A 21,226-nucleotide genomic window follows, 5' to 3' on the forward strand; every position below is an offset into this window, starting at 1 on the left:
CGGTTTTTGAGTTGCGACCGCTCCGACTGGCAGGTCACCACAATGCCAGTCTCGAGATGGGTGATACGTACCGCCGAGGAGACTTTATTGACATGCTGACCGCCCGCGCCCGAGGCACGGTAGGTATCGAGCCGGATATCGTCATCTTTTATATTGATATCGATATTGCTCTCGATCACCGGGTAGACGAAGACCGATGCGAAAGAGGTGTGCCGTCTCTTGTTGGCGTCGAAGGGAGAAATCCTGACCAGCCTGTGCACTCCCGATTCGGACTTGAGGTAACCGTAGGCAAAATCGCCCTTGATTTCGAGCGTAGCCGATTTGAGACCAGCTTCATCACCCGGCTGAAAGTCGATCGTCTCGGTCTGAAATCCTTTCTGGTCAGCATAACGCATGTACATCCGCAAAAGCATTGAGGCCCAATCGGCCGACTCGGTACCGCCTGCGCCGGGATGAATCGAGAGGATGGCGTCGCGGTGATCGTCCTCACCCGAGAGGAAAGTCTTAAGCTCCAGTCCGCTCAGCTTGTTCTCGAATTTCTCGGCGGCATCGGCCAGCTCGTGGTTATTCTCCTGCGAGGGATCCTCGTCGACAAGCTCCTTTAAGACCGTCAGGTCCTCGTAGGACTGCTCGATCGAATCGACTGCCTCAATCCAGTCCTTTTCGATCTTTATTTGCTTGAGGATGGTCTGAGCCCGTTCCTGGTCGTTCCAGAAATCATCGGCAGTAGTCTTTTTTTCCAGAGAATCTATTTTATCAGCCCGCTTTTCGAGGTCAAAGATAACCTCGCAGCTTGTCGATTTTACGGCGATATTCCTCTAAATCCAAATCTGTAGAAACCGACATAACACACTCCTTAAAGGGCTTTAAATATAGACCTTTAAAACAGCTTGTCAATCAAAAAGGGGACAGTTTGTATTCATTTTCAGCCTCCTGACAGTTTTTACACGATGCAAATTAACTGAAACCGAAAGCTTAAAATCTCGGTAAAATGTACTATACTTATTGACAAAAGCTTTGTGATATATATCATTTCAGAAATTAATCTGGGTATTTTAAACAAGGAGATGTTGATGAAAAAGCTTATCCTGGCTGTGACCGGTTTGTTTCTCGTATTTGGTCTGTATACACCCGCCTCTTCACAGTTTTATATGAGTGCTTTCGGTGATGCTCGTGTGGTGGAACCGCAACAGTTCAAGCTGGGCGGTGGAATTTTGATTTCTGATGATGTCATGGGGCTCGGTGGAGCTGGCAAATATGGTCTCGCGGACGGCCTGGAGGGGAGCTTCCGGCTGGGAATGGTCAAAATTGATCCCAACGACCATACCGGCCTGACATTCGGTGCTCATATCATGCACCAGATGCTCGATGTGGAATTCGGTGACGGGGTCGATATCGCTATCGGCGGAGGTGCCGAATATTACAGTGTTGGCGAAGACGCGAGTTTGTGGATGTTTGGAGGCAATGGCATAATTTCTTACCCGTTCGAGCTGAGTGGCGGGCAGATCTTTTCGCCTTTCTTCCGACTCAACCTGCGGTTCGACAGGGTTTCCGCCAATGACAATAGTGATACCGACTTCGAGTTCGGATTCGGTTTTGGATCGGAATTTGATATTTCCGAGAAGTTTGGCCTGTTTGCCGAGGTGATCATTCCGGGTGGCGACCTGGATGAAGCCTTTGTCGGCGGAATCAATTTCACCTTCGGGACTTATTAATAAAGTTATGGGATTCGGCCTCCCGCATGCGGGAGGTCTTTTTTTATGGATATAATTCAGGCTGTAATACTGGGGCTGATCCAGGGACTGACCGAATTTCTACCGGTATCATCGTCTGGTCACCTGGTTCTGGGCAAGCTCCTGTTTGGTGTCAAAGTCGACAATATCATCTTCGAAGTATTTGTCCATTTTGCTACTTTTTTAGCGGTGGTCGCTTTTTTCTTCCGCGAAATAGTGATCCTGATCAAAGCACCCCTGCGCTATGTCTTCGTCAACGACCGCAGCCGTGAGACTGTTAATTTCAGCAAATATGTCCTGTTTATCGCTGTCGGAACTATCCCGGCGGTGATTGTCGGTCTTTATTTCAAAGAAGATATCGAACAGGCTTTTTCTTCCGCACGGCTGGTCGGTATGACACTTCTTGTGACGACCGCGTTATTGTTTCTGACCGCCCTGGTAAAACCAAAACGTGAGGGATTGCGCTTTCTCGACGGAATCCTGATCGGATTGGCTCAGGCGCTGGCGATTCTGCCTGGCATATCCCGTTCCGGAGCTACAATATCGACTGCCATGTATCTCGGTGTGGATAAGAGTACTGCTTTTAAGTTCTCGTTTTTACTGTCGCTACCGGCGATTTTTGGCGCATTTATCCTGCAATTGAAAGACGCGCTCGAAATCGGCCTGCCCAAAGACCAGATTTATATCTACCTGGCCGGTATGCTGTGCGCGTTCATCAGCGGATATGTCTGCCTGGTGATTCTCAGAAAAATCGTAATTGCCGGTAAATTCGCCTGGTTCGGTGTTTATACTTTGATTATCGGAGTTTTGACATTAGTATTTGCCCATGGATAAAATCGCGCTGATACGATTGTCGTCATTGGGTGATGTCATCCTGGCTGAACCGCTGGCGGCCAACCTCAAAATCAACTACGCTGATTCAGAGATCACCTTTTTTACGCGCAGTCAGTACCTGCCGATAGTGGAGATGTTTTCCTCGGTCGATCATGCGGTCGGTTTCGACTATGATAACCGCCACAGCGACAAACAATCGATTAAAGCAGAGCTCGGCTACCAGGGGCGGGGATACGACCTTGCCCTCGATATTCACAAAGTCCACCGCAGCCACTTTATACTGAAGAACCTGAAAGCGAAAAAAAAGCTGACATATTCAAAAAATGGTATCTATCGCTGGTGGTCGGTAGTGACAAAGAATAAAAAAGTCGAAACTCATACCCTCGACCGTTATCTCAGACCTTTACAACAGCTTGGCCTGAAGATTCATGCCCGTAACCCCAGCTTGAGTGTACCAGAAGAAGCTGTCACTGACGCGCGGGGGATACTGACCGACAACAACCTGGCTGAGGATGAGTTTGTTGTTTTGGCAGTCGGCGCTTCATATCCGACCAAGCATTACCCCCTCCCACAATTCGTCGAGCTGGCCAGGTTGATAATTGAGAAATATGGTCTCAAAGTGATGGTGGTTGAAAAAAATCGTTACGACTACCTGAATCTGTTTGACGATCTCAGCCAGACCGGCAGTCTGATGCTGGGCATTGACTACGATATACCGGTCCTGGCAGGTATTTTATCCAAGGCTCGTCTGACTGTCTCCAATGATTCGGGTGTGATGCATCTGGCATCGGCCTGCGGATCGCCTACACTCGGCCTGTTCGGCCCGACTCATCCGGTGCTCGGTTTCGCACCACTCGGCGATAATTCACTTGCGCTGACAGCCGATGTAAAGTGTTCACCCTGCTCTTTGCACGGTCAAAAGCTGTGCTATCGCGATCAGCAGTACTGTTTTACCGAGCTGACCCCGGAACTTGTGCTTGAGAAGGCGGATAATCTCCTGGGGCGCTCATGAAGCCGGTGGTGTTTCTGGATCGCGACGGTACCCTGATCGAGGAAGTTTGTTTTTTGCGTCGCGAGGAGAATATCAAAGTTTTTCCGGAAACACCCAGGGCTTTGAGTCTTTTGAGAAAGGCAGGATTTGCCCTGATTGTAATCTCAAATCAATCCGGGGTAGCCCGCGGATATCTGACCGAAGAGCGGGTAGTCGAGCTCAACCGGGTGGTATTCAATCAACTGCGGATGCTGGGAGAGGTACCGGATGCCTTCTACTATTGCCCCTATCACGATAATGCCGATCTTCCGGAATACCGTAAAGACAGCCATGACCGCAAACCCGGTACCGGCCTGGCGGAAAAAGCCTCTCGTGAGTTCGAGATCGATCTGAGAAAGTCATATTCGATCGGCGATAAACTGGCTGATGTCGGTCTTGCCCGGAACCTGGGTGGCAAAGGTGTATTGCTCCTGACCGGGCATGGCAGAAAAGAACGCGAAAAAATAGATTCAGATTCGGACTTTGTGCCTGATTTTATCGCCGAAAATATCCTCGTGGCCGCTGAGTGGATTGTGAATGATTACAGCAATAAACTCTGAACCTTTTGCCCGGGTTTTTTGTATTATACTTTTGTGAGTCGTGTTAATTTCGGCAGGAAAATTTAGTTTAAAATATACTTGCCTTTTGTCTTTAACAGTATAAAATCGGTAAGCATGGAAAAACAAGCCAGGTACTTCAAAAAACTCGATAACGGTGAAATCAAATGTCAGCTCTGCCCGGTCGGATGCAAGTTAGCCGAAGGGCAGGAGGGTGTCTGTTTCGGGCGCAAAGTCATTGACGGCGAGCTTATTGCCACCAACTACGGCCAGGCTGTGAGCATGCATGTCGACCCGATCGAGAAAAAACCTCTCTATCATTATAAACCGGGTGAACTGATTCTTTCAGTCGGTCCCAACGGCTGTAACCTGTTCTGCAAGCATTGCCAGAACTGGTCGATCTCGCAGGAAAAACAGCGCACCATGACCATCATGCCGGAGGAGCTGGTCGCCGCCTGCAAAAAGGAGAATTCATTCGGGCTGGCCTACACCTATGCCGAGCCGTTTATCTGGTATGAATACCTTCTGGATATCTGCGCGCTGGCTCATGAGAACGGCCTCGACAACGTGTTCGTGACCAACGGTTACATCAATCCTAAGCCCCTGGATGAGATCATGCCCCTGGTGGATGCGCTCAATATCGATGTCAAGTCAATGGATGACAATTTCTACCAGAAGATATGCAAGGGACATCTGAATGTAGTCAAAAACACAGTCGAAGCCTCGGTCAAGGCCGGCAAGCATGTCGAGATAACGTATTTAATCATCACCGATGTCAACGATAAAGATCAGGAATTTCATAAGCTGGTTGACTGGATCGCATCTCTGGATGATCGGATCCCGCTTCATTTTTCGCGCTATTTCCCGAATTACAAGCTGGATTATCCGACTACACCGATCAAGACTCTCGAGACGGCTTATGAAATCGCCAAACAGAAGCTCAAGTACGTTTACATAGGAAATACCTATATCGAAGGTACTTCTGATACTCATTGTCCCGAATGCGGGAATCTACTCGTCAACCGTTCGGGCTACTTCACGCGGGTGACCGGAATAGACTCCGGAAAGTGCTCGCAGTGCGGGACCCGGGCAGACTTCACACTATAACCTGTAACTCCATGGAGGGAAGATGGACAACTTCAATAACCCTGTCGCCGATGTGGAAGAGGAAAAAATGGAAGAGGAAAAGATGGATGATGAAAACACCACGGTGAGCATCCAGAGCGAAGTCGAGAAAGTTCTCGGCGGAACTCTCGAGGGGGCGTTTGAACTTCGGGGAGGCATGGGCCTTCTGGTGACCATCAAGAAAGACAACAAACCGTACGCGCTCGTGATCCAGCGTCCGGTCAACGGATTTGACCCCAAGAAGGATACCGATGTCTATATAACCGAGGGTATGGGTAAATAATCCCCGGTTTATTCCGAAAAGTTTAACAGGCGTCCGATTCGGGCGCCTTTTTATATTGAGGTGGAAACGGCTTTTTATCTTGATTTGGGATTTGATCGTATTACTTTCTGTGAATGTAATATCTCATAGAGGAGGTTGATGATGGTTGTAAAGTGGATAATATTTGTTTTGATGATTGGATTGGTCATGATGGTCGCATGTGGCGGTAACAATAATCCGAAAGTCAAGATGGTTACCTCGATGGGCGATATCTATTTAGAGCTGTATCCCGAAGTCGCTCCCCGGCATGTGGAGAACTTCCTTAAGCTCTCGAAAGAGGGTTTCTATGACGGTCTGATGTTTCACCGCGTGATCGATGGTTTCGTGATCCAGGGCGGATGTCCCAACGGCGATGGCACCGGAGGTTCGGGTGAGAACGTTCCGGCTGAGTTCAATGACAGTATCCATCGCGACGGCACACTTTCCATGGCTCGTGCCGCCGATGAAAACAGTGCTTCCTCACAGTTTTTCATCTGTCTCAACCGTCTTGAGAGCCTGGACAATAAATATACAGTTTTCGGGCAGACTGTAGAGGGATTGGATGTGGTCCACGCAATCGGGAAGACTCCAACCACCGGACGTCGCGGAACACCGCCGAATCGGCCGAAAGAGCCCGTTTATATCAAAAGAATCGAAATTATCAAAGAATAATCTGAATTTTTGTATAGAATCAATGTATAATAGCTAAGATAGCGCATGAGGTCTTTGCGATAAAAAGGAAACATCCGGCTGAATCTTAAGTTATATCTAAAAACTATCAAGTTGATTGCTGATTACAATAGGAGCGGGTCCGGTAAAGATCTGCAGATGAGGAATCTGAATTGTTAGTTACTATCTTTTCATTTATCGTAGTGCTCGGTATCGTGGTGTTCTTCCATGAACTGGGGCATTTTCTGTTCGCCAAACTGTTCGGTGTCAGAGTCTATAAGTTTTCACTCGGTTTCCCACCCAAAATGATCGGCTTCAAAAAAGGCGAGACCGAATACTGTATCTCCTGGGTGCCTTTGGGCGGGTATGTCAAGATGGCGGGTGAGAATCCGATAGAAGCCGAAGAACTTGGCAATGATCCGGGCAACCTGATGACCAAACCGGCTTGGCAGAAAGCGCTGATCTTCGCCGGTGGACCGTTGGCCAACTATGCTACCGCGATTCTGATCGCGACCATGGTGTTTTTCTTCCACGGAAAAGAAATTGTCGATGATGCTAAATTCGTTATCGGACAGGTACGTGAAGGCTTCCCGGCCTCCCAGGCTGGTTTGCAACCGGGGGATATCGTCCGTTCGATCGAAGATAACCCTGTCACGCGGATCACAGACCTGCAGGAGACCTTGAGTGAGGCATCCGGCGACACTATGAAGATCGTCTGGGAGCGTGACGGCACTCTTGACAGCGCCAGTCTGGCAATAGCTCAGGACAGTATTCCAACCCTTAAAGGAGAGTACCGTCAGCAGGGAGTGATCGGGGTAGTGCAAAAAACCGATACGCTCAAGGTCGGACCGGGAGAAGCATTTATACTTGCCAATCAGGCGACCTGGAATATGACATTACTTATCGGGGGATTCGTCAAAAAATTAATTACAGGAGAGGCCTCCAAAAAACTGTTGGGAGGTCCGATCACAATCGCCAAATTCTCCGGCAAAAAAGCCCGCGAGGGGCTTCTGAGCTTTTTCGAATTCATTGTTATGATCTCCATCAATTTGGCGATTCTGAACCTGTTGCCGATTCCGATTCTGGACGGCGGCCACCTGTTCATACTCGGGATCGAGGTGATCAGCCGGAGAAAGCTGAGCCTCAAGCAACGCGCGGTGATTCAACAGATCGGGCTGGCTTTTATACTGCTGTTGACGATCTATGTGACTTACAACGATATCTTTGTCAACTGGAACAATTGACAATTTATGCATTGGATGGATCAAGATGAGTAATTCCAGAGATGACAAGCGGAAAAAAGAGCGCAAACCCAAACAGGACAGCCTCCAGAGCACGCTCGAGTATGTCAAATCGTTCATTATAGCGCTTCTGTTAGCGCTGTTGATCAAGGCTACAGTTATCGAGGCTTACAAGATTCCGACGCCCTCAATGGAATCGACGCTCCTCGCGGGTGATTTCATAATCGGCAATAAATTTATCTATGGTATCAAAATCCCGTTTGTGGATGTTCGTTTGCCAGCCTTCCGCGAGCCAAAACGAGACGATATCATCATCTTCCGGCCACCCCACAGCCCGCATGAGAACTATGTCAAACGTTGCGTGGGATTGCCCGGTGATACCATTCAACTGGTCAACAAACAGCTCTATATAAACGGCGAGCCATACCAGGACTCGGCGTTCACCCAGCACCTGGACCCGCAGGAGATTCCGCGTAACCGGGTGCTTTCCGATCCGTACACATCGGCCCGTTTTCGCTACGGTGTGACCAGCCAAAAGCACAGGCCGTTTGCACCCTTTCGAGACAACTCCAACAAGATCGTGATCCCCGAGGGTAAGTATTTCATGATGGGCGACAACCGCGACAACTCGCTCGATTCACGGATGTGGGGGTATGTCGACCGCGACCAGATCATGGGCAAAGCGCTTATCATCCACTGGTCGTGGGACATCCACGATCAGGATGCGCCCGAGGTCAAGTGGAGCAATCCCCTGACGGTGATTCATAACGTGGGCTACAACCTGATTCATTTCTACGAGAGAGTCAACTGGGACCGTCTGGGCAGTCTGCCTGATTAAAAACTCAGCTCCCGGTTCAAATAGTATACAAATCTTGTTGACTTATCCGCTTCTGGTAATATATTCACGGCCATAAAGTTATGCTGAAGTTGCAGGTACATGCGCTGGGCCGGCGCTATGGGTTCAGGAAGGTTTTCTCAGATCTCGAATTTTCTGCCGAAGCCCCGCAGGCGGTTGTCATCTGTGGTCCCAACGGCTCCGGTAAATCGACTCTGCTCAAGATTCTGACTTACCTTGATCTGCCGACTGCCGGGCAGGTTGTTTATTCATCGGAAAGCCGGAAACCATTGAAAAAAGAGCAGGTCAGAAGCAGTATCGCTTTCGTTTCGCCGGAGTTCAATCTCTACGAGGAGTTGAGTGCTCTGGAGAATCTGAAATTTTACCTGAAGGTTTCCGGGCGCGGATTCGACAGCGGTGAGTGCCTTAAATGCCTCGACAGGGTCGGTCTGGTTAAACGCTCGGATGATTGTATCTCAGAGTATTCTTTCGGTATGAAGATGCGCCTCAAGTACGCTTTAGCGCTGGCTGTGAAACCCGAGGTGCTGGCAGTCGATGAACCCTCGACAAACCTCGACCGAAACGGCCGTGAGATCGCCTATTCGATCATGCGTGAGTTCAAGCGCAAAGGCCTGCTTCTGTTTGCCACTAACGAGGATCATGAAACCGAGATGGGGGATGTGCGGATTGAACTGGGCCGGTAAACTTGTGGCATTGATTGTCAAGGACTTTAAGGTCGAACTGCGTACACGCTACGCGGTCAACGCCCTGTTGATGTTCGCCCTGGTGACCCTTCTGACGATCGGGATCACAGTTGCGGGAATGCCTCTGGATGCTCTATTGCATGCGGTCCTAATCTGGATTTTGATATATTTTGCCGCCCTTCAGGGACTCTCGCTCGGGTTTATACGAGAGGAGGAAGCTAAAACGGCCATGAACCTCAGGATCTACGCTTCCCCGGGGACTGTCTTTTTTGGCAAATTTATTTTTTCATGCCTGGTCCTGTTGTTTTTGACAGCCATTCTCCTGCCGTTATATTATATCCTGATGAGGCTGGTAGTGATTGAACCGGCGATTTTTATACTGGTCGCGATTCTGGGCGCAATCGGCATGAGCGCGGTTACGACCCTGATCTCGGCTATCGTCTCCCGTGCCAATATGCGCGGGGCGTTGTTCGCGGTTTTGTCGTTTCCGCTGGTGATACCGCTTTTGATCGTGGCGATTTCGGCCACCTCGGTCTGCCTGGGTGGACCGGAGAGAATCAGCCTGGCCGACAGCCTGCAGATCATGATCGGTTACCCGGTGGTGGTGCTGGCAGTTTCCAGCCTGTTATTTGAATATATCTGGAGTGCTTAGGATGCGTACGGAGATAAGATACGGAATTCGCGATATGACCTGGCTGAAGATCCTGATCGGCCTGCTTATGACCGTGATGATCGTGCTCTCGTTTATGACCGAGAAACCGGTGGCTGATTTCGGCGACGAGTTTCGAATCTTTTACTACCATGTGCCCCTGGCGATTGTTTCCATGCTGGCTTTTCTGGTCAACTTGATATTCTCGGTTCGATACATCAGAAATCGCGATCCCCTGGATGATATCCGGGCCTGCTCGGCTTCGGAACTGGGACTTCTGATGGGTGTTCTGGCCACGATCAGCGGTTCGATTTTTGCGCGAATAGCATGGGGGTCATTCTGGAACTGGGATATCCGCGAAACCTCGTTTGCGATACTTTTGGCTATCTATGGTGCCTATTTCGCTCTCAGGAGCGCGGTCGAGCCCGGGCAGAGAAAGGCGATTTTTTCTGCGGTCTATTCGGTTCTGGCATTTATATCCGTACCCGTATTCGGGTTTATTGTCCCTCGTATTTACAATTCACTTCACCCCGAAGACACGCTGATATCGAGCGGGAAAATTGCCCTGGGTGGCACGGTCGCGGTAGTATTTGTCTTGTCCCTTATGGCCTTTTTACTTTTATTCGTCTGGCTGTTTAATTTGCGCTGGAGGTCGGTTTACCTGGAACGTTTTGTGAAGGAGAGAGGTTATGAATAATCTGACATATGTACTGGCGGCAAACCTAATCATCTGGCTCGGTTTTTTCGTATACCTTTTACGTACCGACAGCCGGCTTAAAAAATTGGAGGAGAAGTGCAGCCGCGAGTAATCGCAGTGATAGTAATAGTGGTCGTTTTTGGCGGTTTGATGTTTTCGTCTCTGGTCCGTTCCTGTTCTCCCCATGTCGAATTCACCGAGGCCAAATCGGGTGACCGGGTGCAGGTCTATGGGCAGATTGTCAGGGATCGGGCCGAATTCGATTCCACTGCTCTCACGCTCAGGTTCAATCTTAAAAACGAAAATGGTGAGATTTTACCAGTGGTTTACAAAGGCGTTGTGCCCTCAAATTTCGAGTATGCCGAGGAAGCAACCTGTTCCGGTGTATGGGAGGGGAGTCATTTTCAATGCGACCAGCTCCTGTTAAAATGCCCTTCCAAATATGAGGGTGATGTCGACACCAGCGCTAACTACGAATTTTATATCGAAGACGAGGACGCATGAGCACTCTCGGCAACGGGCTTCTTCTTTTATCAGCAATAACCTGCCTGGGGACGATCGCCCTGTTCGGGCTGGCCGCCTTTAAAAATGAACGTCATGAAAAAAACGCCCGGACTCTGTATTACCTGTTTGTTGTTTTCGGCGCGCTCTCGTCGGCGCTTTTACTGTCACAAATTTTGGCACACAATTTTGAACTCGAATATGTTTACAGCTATTCATCTTTAAGCCTCGATTTCTTCCTGTTGGTTTCAACTTTCTGGGCCGGGCAGGTGGGGACATTTCTGCTCTGGCTGTTGTTCACCGGAGTTTGCGGACTGTTTCTTTTGCGCGTGAAATGGCGCTTCAAAAACCGGATGCTTTTCTTCTATCTGTTGACGGCCCTGTTCCTTTTAGCTTTGCTCTACGCCAAGTCACCTTTCGCGACCCTGACACCGGAGATGCTGGGTGTGGGGCCGGATCAGTTTCCGCCACCCGACGGCCGGGGGTTGAATCCGCTTTTACAGAATTTCTGGATGGTAATCCATCCGCCTATCGTCTTTCTCGGTTATACCCTGATGGCGGTACCCTTCGCGTTTGCTTTGGCGGCGCTTTCGGCCAATGATTATAAAGACTGGGCCAAAAAGACTCTGCCCTGGAGTTTAATCGCTTCGGCTGTTCTGGGGCTGGGAATTTTTCTGGGCGGTTACTGGGCCTATGAAACCCTCGGATGGGGCGGTTACTGGGCCTGGGATCCGGTCGAGAACTCATCTTTGATACCCTGGCTGACTAACCTGGCTTTGATTCACGGTCTATTGATTGAACGATCACGAGGAAGCCTGCGCAAAACCAACCTGATGCTGGCGCTGGTCGGTTACCTGCTGGTACTCTACGGTACATTTCTGACCCGCAGTGGCATCCTGCAGGAGTTCTCCGTGCATTCATTTACCGACCTCGGAATAAATTCCTACCTGGTCGGATTCATGGCCGCTTTTTTAGCTCTTGCGCTGGGAATGTTTTTCTATCGACTGCCCACACTCCTCAAGTCTCAGCCACAAAAAGAAAAGAGCGGTAATTATGAAACCCTGATGATTTTAGGGGCATTGTTCACGATTTTACTGGCGGTTCTGACCTGGGTGGGTACATCCTGGCCGGTGATTACGACAATTCTTGGCAGTCCCTCCAATGTCGGTCAGGAGTTTTATAACCGGATCGCATTTCCGATAGCGATTGTGATGACAATCCTGACTATTGTCGCCAGCGCGTATCTCTATTTCGGCCGCAAAGAAGGATCGATCAAACGTCACTTGGCAGTTTCCGCCGTGGCAGGTATAGCTCTGGGTGTAGTCTCATTTCTTCTCGGGGTAAACCGTATCGATCATCTGATATATCTATTCCTGGCTTACACAACGATTGCGATAAACCTGCAGATCATAGCTTCGATTCGCGGGCTGACTATTGTTCGTCTCGGCGGCCATATTTCGCATATCGGGCTGGGTGTCGTACTGGTTGGATTTTTGATATCGTCAGTTTTTGCCAGAAGTTCCGACCTGGTCAAACTGGGAAACGATCAGGCCAAGCAGGTGCTGGACTTGAAATGCCGTTTTCTGGGAATCGGTCAGAATTTCTTCGACCCTGACAATCGTGTCAAAATAGAGGTTGAAACTGCTGATGGACGATATGTGGCCGATCCGGTTTTCTACCAGGATCCGTATTCACGCCAGACCATGATCAACCCGTATATAAAGAAACACCTGTTTTATGATACATATTTCGCGCCCCAGAGATATCTGCCCGATTACACGACCTTGACTTTGGCCAAGGGAGATACCAACAGCGCCTATGGCTATGACATCAGATTCAACAGTTTCAAGATGGAGAGTCATGACCAGACCGGCACGATGAAAGTCGGGGCCTCGCTCGACATACGCGCTGAGGACACGACATACAATCTGGTCTCGTATTATTCTCCCGATCCGGTTCTCCATGAGCGAATCGGGTATACTGAGATACCCGGTTCTGATTACCGCATCTATATCGATCGCGTGCTGGCCGATGAGGGCAAGGTTGTGATGGATGTAGTCGGTACGGGTCAGCTCGTGGTCGAAGTTTCGAAAAAGCCGATGATCAACCTGGTCTGGCTCGGGTCTGTATTGATCGTTATTGGGGCATTGATGGCGTTTATAGACAGGTACAATAAGGCTGGCAAATATTCCTAAATTTTTATTGCCTGGACGCATCTAAATGTTAACTTTTTGGCGGTGATGAATATGGAAATTTATCTTGGAATGGACATCGGATCGGTAGCCCTCAAGCTGGTAGCGCTGGGGTCGGATCGCACTCTTAAATATGCTGACTACCGTCGCCTGCACGGGCAACCCTCGGATATTTTACAAAATTCCCTCGACGATCTCAAAAACAAAATAAACATCGATTCCGTGCGTGGCGTAGTGATCACAGGATCGGGAGCACATGTGGCGCAGAACTTGGTTGGCGGTGAAATCATCAACGAGATTCTAACTGTCTCGCGGACCGCCTCTGAATTGATCCCGGAGGTCAATACATTGATTGAAATGGGCGGGGCCGATTCCAAACTGCTCTGCTACTCCCACAGCGGTGACCAGCTGGCCCTGACAGATTTCGCCATGAACTCGCTCTGCGCGGCCGGAACCGGTTCGTTTCTTGACCAGCAGGCCAACCGTCTCAAGGTTAAAATTGAGGAGGAATTTGGCACCCTGGCATTGAAGTCAAAGCATCCGCCCCGGATCGCCGGGCGCTGTTCGGTGTTTGCCAAGTCCGACATGATCCACCTGCAACAGATAGCTACCCCCGATTACGATATCGTAGCCGGTCTCTGCTATGCGGTGGCTCGCAATTTCAAGTCCGCGATCGCCCGGGGCAAGAAGATCATTAAGCCGATTGCGTTTGTCGGAGGAGTGGCGTCCAACGCCGGTATGATCAAAGCTTTCGAGGATATTCTCGAACTCGAACCGGGCGAGCTTGTTATCCCGGAACAGCATCGGATTTTCGGAGCCTACGGTTCAGCCCTGCTTGCTCTGGAGAAAAAGATTGGAGCTGACTTCGATCTGACAGTCCAGAAGATGAGCTCTCGCAAAAGACGCGAACTGGCAGACATAAAGACCCGCGAAAAACTCGTTTACAGCTATCCCGACCAGAAACATTACAAAACTACCCTGACGCTCAAGCGCGGTCCCGAACCACAGGTGACAGAGGGGTATCTGGGAGTGGATATCGGTTCTCTGTCAACCAACCTGGTCGTGATCGACAAGGATTACAATGTGATTGCGAGGCGTTACCTGATGACCGAGGGCCGTCCGATCGAAGCTGTCCGCAGGGGCTTAAAAGAAATCGGGACAGAGCTGGGTGATTCGATTAAAATCATCGGGTGCGGTACGACCGGAAGCGGAAGGTACCTGATCGGTGACTTTATCGGCGCTGACGCGGTCCGCAACGAGATCACAGCGCAGGCCCGGGCCGCCATCCAGATCGATCGCCGGGTTGATACGATCTTTGAGATCGGGGGACAGGACTCAAAGTATATCGCTATCGATGATGGTGTCGTGGTCGATTTCGAGATGAATAAGGCTTGTGCCGCGGGAACCGGGTCTTTTCTGCAGGAACAGGCGGAAAAACTAAATATAAAGATCAACGAAGAATTTGGCGAGCGCGCTCTGGCCTCCCATTGTCCGGTCGGGTGCGGTGAACGCTGTACGGTTTTCATGGAGTCCGACCTGACATCATATCAGCAGGCCGGGGTCGAAAAAGATGACCTGGTGGCCGGGCTGGCCTACTCGATCGCCGCTAATTATCTCACCCGTGTGGTGCAGAAACGCCGGATCGGCGAGCATGTCTTCTTCCAGGGCGGAGTGGCCTGGAATAAGGGAGTGGTAGCCGCGTTTGAAAAAATCCTGGGCAAATCTATCACAGTACCGCCTCATCACGATGTCACCGGCGCGATCGGGGCGGCGATTATCGCCATGGAACAGGGGGACGGTGAGCAAAGCCGTTTCCGCGGATTTGACCTCTCGGACCGCAAATACACAGTTGAATCGTTCACCTGCGAGGACTGCTCCAATATGTGCGAAGTCCGCGAAGTCAAAATCGAAGGTGAAAAACCGTTGTATTACGGTTCTCGCTGTGAAAAATATGATGCCGAAGCTAAAACCGTCGACAATGATCGCTTCGATTTCTACAAATTCCGCAAGAAAAAACTGTATTCCTCTGTAATAAGGCAAAGTGCGACCAAAAAAGAACAGGTGATCGGATTCCCGCGCGTATTGATATTCCATGAACTGTACCCCTTCTGGGCTTCGTTTTTCCGTAGCCTGGGCTACAAGGTCATCCTGTCCGCTCCGACCAACCAGCGGATGCTGTCTTACAGTCTGGAGAATTTCTCGGCCGAGACCTGTTTTCCTATCAAGGTCGTCAACGGCCATATCCGCGAACTCTTGAATAAAGATGTCGATTACATATTTTTACCGTCGATAATTCACATGTCGGAAAACGGCACGCCTCATGAGAACAGTTTTTTCTGTCCTTATGTGCAGTCGATACCCTACACGATTCGAGCCAATTTCGATCTGGAGAAGACCAACACCGAGCTGGTTACGGTGCCGTTTTCGATGAAGATGGACAAGCTTCAGCTGACCTCGGCTTTGAGGCAGTTGAAATCGGATTTTTCTATCAGCGACGATGATTATAACCGTGCCATCGAGACCGCCTACGACAGCCAGCAGAGCTTTTACAGGGCGATGGCCGACAAGGGCCGTGAATTTCTTGAGAAGCGGGACAAGTCTAAGCCGGCGATATGTATAATCTCGCGACCGTACAATGGCTGTGATGACGCGCTTTCTCTTGAGATACCTCGTAAACTGCTGGATCTGGGTGTGGAAGTTATGCCTATGGAAGCTCTGCCGTTGACTTCCAATTTTGACAAACTGACAGAGGCAAATATGTACTGGCGCTACGGCCAGAGGATCCTGGCGGCGGCCGAAATCATCCGCGATATCCCCAACCTGTACCCGGTTTATATCACGAATTTCGGATGCGGTCCGGATTCATTCGTGATGCATTTCTTCCATGAGCGCCTGGGTGGCAAACCCTGGTTACAGTTGGAGATCGACGAGCATTCGGCTGATGCCGGTATCGTCACCCGTCTGGAAGCGTTTCTGGACAGCCTGGAGGGTAAAATCGGTCGGGAAGAATACGCTCACAGGGATCGTGTCGCTCCGCGTTTGAAACCGGGGGAGAGGACCGTTTATGTCCCCTATATGTCCGACCATGCAATCGCGTTCGCGGCCGCAATGAGAGCGGTCGGCACTCCTGCCGAAGCCTTGCCCGAGCCGGATTCGACAGCTCTCGAATATGGCAAAAAATACACTTCCGGCAAGGAATGTTTCCCCTGCCAGGTGACCACAGGCGACATCTTGCGCAAGATCCATTCCGAGGATTTCGACCGCGAGAAGAGCGCATTTTTTATGCCCTCGGCATCCGGGCCATGCCGTTTCGGGCAGTATCATCTCTACCAGAGGCAGATTCTGGATGAGATCGGCTATGATGATGTACCGATCGTTTCGCCAAACTCGCGTACCGGCTACGACGATATCACTTTGGGTTCGGATGATTTCCAGACCTTGGCCTGGCGCAGTCTGCTGGGCACTGATCTGCTGTTTAAACTCTACCATCGCTTCCGTCCCTATCAAAAGGACAAGACCGAAATAGATCATCTCTATCGCCGTTATTTACACAAGCTGGCCGATCATATCGAACATCGCCGCGAACTCGAACCGTTTTTCGTGTCTGCCCTGGCGGATTTCAAGTCGTTCGGCAATGGCTCAGGCGAAAGCTTTCCCGTGATCGGTGTAGTGGGCGAAATCTTTTTGCGCGCCAATCGCTTTTCTAATAATTTCCTGATCGATCATCTCGAAAGCCTGGGAGCAGAAGTCTGGCTGGCTCCGATGGCGGAGTGGATCTTCTACACGAATTTCACTTACCGTCTCAGGACCCGTGAGGAGAACCGCCTGGGTGAATTTTTTGGCGCAAATATCAAAAATTTCATTCAGCACAAAGAAGAGCACAAGCTCGTGGAACTGCTCGCCGATGAGATTCCCGCGGCCTATGATCCGCCGGTGGAAGAGGTAATCGAGCTGGCCCAGCCATACATCGATGTCAGTTTCTCGGGCGAAGCGATTCTCTCGATCGGTAAAGCGATCGAATACTGTCACAAAGGGGCCGGCGGGGTTGTCAATGTTCTGCCGTTTAACTGCATGCCCGGAACGATAGTCTCGGCTATATCCAAGAAGGTCTCCGAGGACCTGGGCGATCTGCCCTGGCTCAACCTGGCCTACGAGGGGCTCTCCGACCAGGGAGATGATCTTCGGCTGGAAGCGTTTGTGCATCAGGTCAGGCAGTTTTCGAAGCTGAAATCATCGGTCTGATTTTTTTATTGCGCTTGAAGCACCATTCTCTATATTTCATCTGTTTTGTTTAAGCCATTCCTGCTGGATCATGCTCTGCAGGAACTGTGAACAAATCATGGTCGAGCGTTGTTATTTATCCTGAATTTGTCGATGCGGGATTGATTTTTGAAGAAGATCTGTTTAACTTGATAAATGATGGTTTATTAAACGATATGAGGAGGAAAGATGCCGAAACATGTGACTGAGAAGGATTTCAAAACCGAAGTACTCGAATCCGATGTCCCCGTCATGGTAGATTTCTGGGCAGAATGGTGTTTCCCCTGCAAGACGATTGCGCCTTTGGTGGATGAGCTGGCCAAGGAATATAACGGCAAAATCAAAGTGGTCAAAGTCGATGTCGATTCCAACAACCGGATCGCCGCAGATTACATGATTATGAGCATTCCTTCGCTTCTGTTTTTCAAGGATGGCAAAGTCGTCGACACGATTCGCGGCGCTGTCGCCAAAAAGCAGATCCAGGAAAGAATCGAAAAACATCTCTGAGGTAATATGGCTGAAATACCGAATCCACCACCTGAAAAAATTAAGCAGATCCTGAAAAACTCGAAAGTTGTCGCGGTAGTAGGGCTATCCCCTAAGCCGGACCGGGCTTCCAATGATGTAGCCGTATATTTAAAAAAACAGGGCTATAAAATCATTCCGGTAAATCCGGGTCATGACGAAATTCTGGGCGAAAAATCATATCCGTCATTGAGCGATATCCCCGAAAAAGTCGATATCGTCGATGTTTTCCGCCGTCCGGAACAGGTCGGTCCCCCGATCGAAGGCGCAATCGAGATCGGCGCACCGGTAGTGTGGCTTCAACTCGGTATCCGTAACGATGATGAGGCCCAGAAAGCCGTCGACGCCGGCTTGACGGTGATTCAGGATAAATGTATCAAACAGGAACTGATGAGCCCGTTTTAGTTCCCGATATTATACCGCTTCCGGTTACAACTTGTTAATCGCCTGACGGTTTTGCCTGTATAAGATAGATGGAGATATTTTGGGGGTAATGGATCAATAGCCGTAAGGCTTTATCCGATAAAAAGAATATGAGATATTATCAGGGCGGACAGATACGGATGGGTTTCGGACGAGGCCTGACGCCGGTAATCAAGTGGCTGGTAATCATAAACGTAGTCATGTTTGTGATCCAGATGCTGGATCGATCCGGAACCGTAACCGATTATCTCGGCTTGTCCCCGCAGGCGGTGCTGACCGGGCCGATGGTCTGGCAGGTGTTCACTTACCAGTTTCTGCATGGCGGATTCTTCCATATCTTTTTTAATATGTTCGTGCTCTGGATGTTTGGTACTGAAATCGAGCAGGCCCTGGGCAGTCGCCGTTTCCTGCGATTCTACCTGATCTGCGGGACCGGGGCCGGCCTGATCACGGTCCTGACAATGTTCTCCGTCCCGATCAATGTCATCGGAGCCTCAGGAGCGGTGCTGGGCGTTCTGGTCGCCTTCGCGGTCATGTTTCCCAACCGGGTCGTTTATCTCTATTTCCTGTTCCCGATCAAGGTCAAGTACCTGGTCATGGTCCTGATCGCGATCGACCTTCTGGCGGCCTGGTCAGGCGGGGGGGGCAATGTCGCCCACCTGACTCACCTGGGTGGCGCATTGATCGGTTTTATCTATATGAAATCCGACTTGCGCTTTTTCTCGCTCGGAAGAAAAGTCCGTGGCCTGCGCGATAGTCTCAAGTCGCGTAAACAAAAAAAAGAGCGTGAATCCAATGACCGCATGATGGAAGAGGTCGACCAGATACTCGATAAGATTTCCGAGGTCGGCTATGAAAACCTGTCTGAGCGCGAAAAGAAAATTCTCAAAAACGCTTCCAATAAACTCTCCCAGAGGAAGGATTAAGTGGCTAGAAAATTTCTAATTGCCGATGAATCCGATGCTGTGCGTGCGGTCGCTGTCAATATTCTGAGGCAGAACGGCCATGAGGTACTGACTGCCTCCGGAGGAGCTGAAGCCTGGGAGATTCTCAAAAGCGGAAAAGTTGATCTGGGGATAATAAATTCCTCTTTGGAGGGCATGGACGGTTACACGCTTTCCAAGCTGGTCAAGGAGGATTCTTCTATTAAAGACACGAAAGTAGTCCTGCTTTTAGCTACCTCGGAGGTTGTCAACCAACATAAACTGATCACCGCTTCGCCCGACGGCACCCTCAGCAAACCGTTTGCGCCTCCGGATCTACTGGAAAAAGCCTCGGAGGTCCTGGGCGAGAGGCTGGCAAAAGAACCGAAGAAGAAGGGAAACAACCTTCATGAATCGGTTTCGGAGATGGAGATGAACGAGGACGAAGTCGCTGACACTATTGACTTTAACTCGATTTTCGCGGAAGATGAAAAAGAGGATTCAGACGAAGTCGAATTTACCGATATAGTTAGTGAGGAAAAGAGCTCAAAATCTGATGACACACAAGAGGTTGAAGAGTTGGAAGCCTCCGAGAGAAATACCACGCCCAAAAAAGAAGAAAAACCGGTGACCGAGGAAAACGAAATTCGACTTGCAGAAGACCAGTATGGTATGGAGAAACCGCTGGAAGAGTCCGAAGTGGAAACTCCTCACGATTACAGCTGGTTTATCCGCGAGATGAAAAACGAGATTTCCGAGGACAAAAAGCCGGAAAAACCTCAGCCGGAGGGTGAGAAAAAGCCGGAAAAGAAATCATCCGATAAATCGAAAGCCGATGATTTCCTGAATGCTGATGAGCCGACCGGCGTCTTCAAGGTTGAAGAAATCGGTACCTCAGGTATTCGTATACCGGAAGACCAATCATCTCAGGAGTCTGAAGATTATAAGAGCCATATCAGAGATGATTCCCCCACTAAGGAAAACAAAATCCCAGACCAGAAACAGGAAACAAATGAGCCGGAATCCAAGCTGACGCTGGCCGAGAGGCTTCTGGTCAAAGAACTTGCCCGCAAGCTGGCGGATCGAATTGTAAAACAACTACCCCGTGACAAGATCCATCAAATGCTCGAAGAGGTGCTTTCCGAGCTAAAAAACTATTGACACTTTTAGTTCTTCTTATCACATTACTTCATTCTGAATTACATCATAAGGAGCATCTATGGCTTTTTCTCAGATTACTGACGCTTTAATCAGGATTGTTGCTACCACGGGTGGTGGATTCGATCTCGGTCCATTGGCGCCGACCAGCGGTCCGGATGTCACCCTGTGGGCCGCTTTTGTGGCTGGTTTGCTGTCGTTTTTTTCTCCCTGTGTTCTGCCTTTGATCCCGGGCTACCTGTCGTTTATATCCGGTGTTTCGATTGACAGGTTGCAGTCCGATGTCAACCGCAGTGAAGTTGTCAAAAGGACGTTCTACACCAGCCTGGTGTTTGTACTCGGTTTCTCGACCGTGTTTATTCTCCTGGGGGCAACTGCGACCGCCGTCGGATCTGCCATGGGGCAATACCGCGATATAATTTCGAAAGTATTCTCAGTTATAATTCTAATATTCGGTCTTCACTTTTTAGGCGTGTATCGTCTCAAGTTTCTGGCCTTCGAAAAGAAGATGCATGTGCAGGCCAAACCGCTCAATCTGATCAGCATCTACCTGATCGGGCTGGCATTCGCGTTCGGCTGGACACCCTGTGTCGGACCAATCCTGGCGACTGTTCTGGGGATTGCCAGCCAGAAAAGCCATGTCGGCCAGGGTATCATCCTGCTGGTTTTTTATTCACTCGGTATGGCCATTCCATTCATCGTCACAGGTATCGCCATGAATTCCCTGCTGGGTGTTTTCGGCTGGGTCAAGCGCAATTTCCGGATTATCGAGATCGTCAGCGGAGTGCTTTTGATTGCAGTGGCTGTGTTAATGTTCTTCGGTGTGCTCGAAAGGCTGTCCAGTTCCCTGGTGAGTTAATTTAATCCGA

The 21,226-nt window shown here is 49.9% G+C and carries 22 protein-coding genes; 21 read left to right on the top strand and 1 reads right to left on the bottom strand.

Annotated elements, in window-relative coordinates:
* Nucleotides 1-812 (bottom strand): peptide chain release factor 2 (locus GF404_00115; GenBank protein ID MBD3380574.1); only part of this gene is annotated, 812 nt, incomplete at its 3' end.
* 261 nt (nt 813-1,073) lie between these two features.
* Here GF404_00115 and GF404_00120 point away from each other — a divergent pair.
* The 21 genes from GF404_00120 to GF404_00220 all read left to right on the top strand — a co-directional run bounded on the left by GF404_00120 (nt 1,074) and on the right by GF404_00220 (nt 21,216).
* Nucleotides 1,074-1,715, top strand: a complete 642-nt coding sequence (locus GF404_00120) for a hypothetical protein (GenBank protein ID MBD3380575.1) — start codon at nt 1,074-1,076, stop codon at nt 1,713-1,715.
* Nucleotides 1,716-1,760: 45 nt separating this feature from the next.
* Complete coding sequence (locus tag GF404_00125) at nt 1,761-2,567, top strand: hypothetical protein (GenBank protein ID MBD3380576.1); 807 nt, start codon at nt 1,761-1,763, stop codon at nt 2,565-2,567.
* Nucleotides 2,554-3,579 carry a hypothetical protein gene (locus GF404_00130; protein ID MBD3380577.1) on the top strand — a complete coding sequence of 342 codons (1,026 nt, stop codon included), beginning with the start codon at nt 2,554-2,556 and terminating at the stop codon, nt 3,577-3,579. Before GF404_00125 ends, GF404_00130 begins: the two co-directional genes overlap by 14 nt.
* Nucleotides 3,576-4,157: an HAD-IIIA family hydrolase gene (locus tag GF404_00135; GenBank protein ID MBD3380578.1), complete on the top strand. Its 582-nt coding sequence runs from the start codon at nt 3,576-3,578 to the stop codon at nt 4,155-4,157. Before GF404_00130 ends, GF404_00135 begins: the two co-directional genes overlap by 4 nt.
* A gap of 114 nt (nt 4,158-4,271) precedes the next feature.
* The gene (amrS, locus tag GF404_00140; protein MBD3380579.1) at nt 4,272-5,261 is read left to right on the top strand and encodes an AmmeMemoRadiSam system radical SAM enzyme; all 990 of its coding nucleotides are present in this window, start codon (nt 4,272-4,274) and stop codon (nt 5,259-5,261) included.
* 22 nt (nt 5,262-5,283) lie between these two features.
* Complete coding sequence (locus tag GF404_00145) at nt 5,284-5,562, top strand: hypothetical protein (GenBank protein MBD3380580.1); 279 nt, start codon at nt 5,284-5,286, stop codon at nt 5,560-5,562.
* Between the two features lie 189 nt (nt 5,563-5,751).
* Nucleotides 5,752-6,252 (top strand): peptidylprolyl isomerase, encoded by a 501-nt coding sequence (locus tag GF404_00150; protein MBD3380581.1) that lies wholly within the window; start codon nt 5,752-5,754, stop codon nt 6,250-6,252.
* Between the two features lie 170 nt (nt 6,253-6,422).
* The gene (rseP, locus tag GF404_00155; protein MBD3380582.1) at nt 6,423-7,493 is read left to right on the top strand and encodes an RIP metalloprotease RseP; all 1,071 of its coding nucleotides are present in this window, start codon (nt 6,423-6,425) and stop codon (nt 7,491-7,493) included.
* A 25-nt stretch (nt 7,494-7,518) separates the two neighbouring features.
* Nucleotides 7,519-8,328 carry a signal peptidase I gene (gene lepB / locus GF404_00160; protein MBD3380583.1) on the top strand — a complete coding sequence of 270 codons (810 nt, stop codon included), beginning with the start codon at nt 7,519-7,521 and terminating at the stop codon, nt 8,326-8,328.
* 80 nt (nt 8,329-8,408) lie between these two features.
* Nucleotides 8,409-9,029 (top strand): ATP-binding cassette domain-containing protein, encoded by a 621-nt coding sequence (locus GF404_00165; GenBank protein ID MBD3380584.1) that lies wholly within the window; start codon nt 8,409-8,411, stop codon nt 9,027-9,029.
* Complete coding sequence (locus GF404_00170; protein MBD3380585.1) at nt 8,881-9,681, top strand: heme ABC transporter permease CcmB; 801 nt, start codon at nt 8,881-8,883, stop codon at nt 9,679-9,681. The genes GF404_00165 and GF404_00170 overlap by 149 nt, the downstream gene beginning before the upstream one ends.
* A gap of 1 nt (nt 9,682) precedes the next feature.
* Nucleotides 9,683-10,375 carry a cytochrome C biogenesis protein gene (locus GF404_00175; protein ID MBD3380586.1) on the top strand — a complete coding sequence of 231 codons (693 nt, stop codon included), beginning with the start codon at nt 9,683-9,685 and terminating at the stop codon, nt 10,373-10,375.
* Nucleotides 10,368-10,487, top strand: coding sequence for a CcmD family protein (locus GF404_00180; GenBank protein ID MBD3380587.1), 120 nt, complete (start codon nt 10,368-10,370; stop codon nt 10,485-10,487). Before GF404_00175 ends, GF404_00180 begins: the two co-directional genes overlap by 8 nt.
* A complete protein-coding gene (locus GF404_00185; protein MBD3380588.1) occupies nt 10,472-10,879 on the top strand; it encodes a hypothetical protein in 408 nt (135 codons plus the stop codon). Before GF404_00180 ends, GF404_00185 begins: the two co-directional genes overlap by 16 nt.
* The gene (locus tag GF404_00190; protein ID MBD3380589.1) at nt 10,876-13,071 is read left to right on the top strand and encodes a hypothetical protein; all 2,196 of its coding nucleotides are present in this window, start codon (nt 10,876-10,878) and stop codon (nt 13,069-13,071) included. Before GF404_00185 ends, GF404_00190 begins: the two co-directional genes overlap by 4 nt.
* Before the next feature lie 45 nt (nt 13,072-13,116).
* Nucleotides 13,117-17,310, top strand: a complete 4,194-nt coding sequence (locus GF404_00195) for a CoA activase (GenBank protein ID MBD3380590.1) — start codon at nt 13,117-13,119, stop codon at nt 17,308-17,310.
* A 207-nt stretch (nt 17,311-17,517) separates the two neighbouring features.
* A complete protein-coding gene (gene trxA, locus GF404_00200) occupies nt 17,518-17,835 on the top strand; it encodes a thioredoxin (protein ID MBD3380591.1) in 318 nt (105 codons plus the stop codon).
* A gap of 6 nt (nt 17,836-17,841) precedes the next feature.
* Nucleotides 17,842-18,258, top strand: coding sequence for a CoA-binding protein (locus GF404_00205; GenBank protein ID MBD3380592.1), 417 nt, complete (start codon nt 17,842-17,844; stop codon nt 18,256-18,258).
* 128 nt (nt 18,259-18,386) lie between these two features.
* Nucleotides 18,387-19,202, top strand: a complete 816-nt coding sequence (locus tag GF404_00210) for a rhomboid family intramembrane serine protease (GenBank protein MBD3380593.1) — start codon at nt 18,387-18,389, stop codon at nt 19,200-19,202.
* A complete protein-coding gene (locus GF404_00215) occupies nt 19,203-20,360 on the top strand; it encodes a response regulator (protein MBD3380594.1) in 1,158 nt (385 codons plus the stop codon).
* Between the two features lie 58 nt (nt 20,361-20,418).
* A complete protein-coding gene (locus tag GF404_00220) occupies nt 20,419-21,216 on the top strand; it encodes a cytochrome c biogenesis protein CcdA (GenBank protein MBD3380595.1) in 798 nt (265 codons plus the stop codon).
* The last annotated feature ends 10 nt before the right edge of the window (nt 21,217-21,226 follow it).

The organism is Candidatus Zixiibacteriota bacterium (assembly GCA_014728145.1).
Lineage (GTDB): Bacteria > Zixibacteria > MSB-5A5 > JAABVY01 > JAABVY01 > WJMC01.

Bases quoted from the DNA above. Each gene is read 5' to 3' on its own strand.
- trxA (MBD3380591.1), top strand. From the start codon at position 17,518: ATGCCGAAACATGTGACTGAGAAGGATTTCAAAACCGAAGTACTCGAA.
- GF404_00210 (MBD3380593.1), top strand. From the start codon at position 18,387: ATGAGATATTATCAGGGCGGACAGATACGGATGGGTTTCGGACGAGGC.
- GF404_00145 (MBD3380580.1), top strand. From the start codon at position 5,284: ATGGACAACTTCAATAACCCTGTCGCCGATGTGGAAGAGGAAAAAATG.
- GF404_00125 (MBD3380576.1), top strand. From the start codon at position 1,761: ATGGATATAATTCAGGCTGTAATACTGGGGCTGATCCAGGGACTGACC.
- GF404_00205 (MBD3380592.1), top strand. From the start codon at position 17,842: ATGGCTGAAATACCGAATCCACCACCTGAAAAAATTAAGCAGATCCTG.
- amrS (MBD3380579.1), top strand. From the start codon at position 4,272: ATGGAAAAACAAGCCAGGTACTTCAAAAAACTCGATAACGGTGAAATC.
- GF404_00150 (MBD3380581.1), top strand. From the start codon at position 5,752: ATGGTCGCATGTGGCGGTAACAATAATCCGAAAGTCAAGATGGTTACC.
- GF404_00190 (MBD3380589.1), top strand. From the start codon at position 10,876: ATGAGCACTCTCGGCAACGGGCTTCTTCTTTTATCAGCAATAACCTGC.
- GF404_00170 (MBD3380585.1), top strand. From the start codon at position 8,881: ATGAACCCTCGACAAACCTCGACCGAAACGGCCGTGAGATCGCCTATT.
- GF404_00120 (MBD3380575.1), top strand. From the start codon at position 1,074: ATGAAAAAGCTTATCCTGGCTGTGACCGGTTTGTTTCTCGTATTTGGT.
- GF404_00195 (MBD3380590.1), top strand. From the start codon at position 13,117: ATGAATATGGAAATTTATCTTGGAATGGACATCGGATCGGTAGCCCTC.
- GF404_00165 (MBD3380584.1), top strand. From the start codon at position 8,409: ATGCTGAAGTTGCAGGTACATGCGCTGGGCCGGCGCTATGGGTTCAGG.
- GF404_00180 (MBD3380587.1), top strand. From the start codon at position 10,368: ATGAATAATCTGACATATGTACTGGCGGCAAACCTAATCATCTGGCTC.
- GF404_00175 (MBD3380586.1), top strand. From the start codon at position 9,683: ATGCGTACGGAGATAAGATACGGAATTCGCGATATGACCTGGCTGAAG.
- lepB (MBD3380583.1), top strand. From the start codon at position 7,519: ATGAGTAATTCCAGAGATGACAAGCGGAAAAAAGAGCGCAAACCCAAA.
- GF404_00220 (MBD3380595.1), top strand. From the start codon at position 20,419: ATGGCTTTTTCTCAGATTACTGACGCTTTAATCAGGATTGTTGCTACC.
- GF404_00135 (MBD3380578.1), top strand. From the start codon at position 3,576: ATGAAGCCGGTGGTGTTTCTGGATCGCGACGGTACCCTGATCGAGGAA.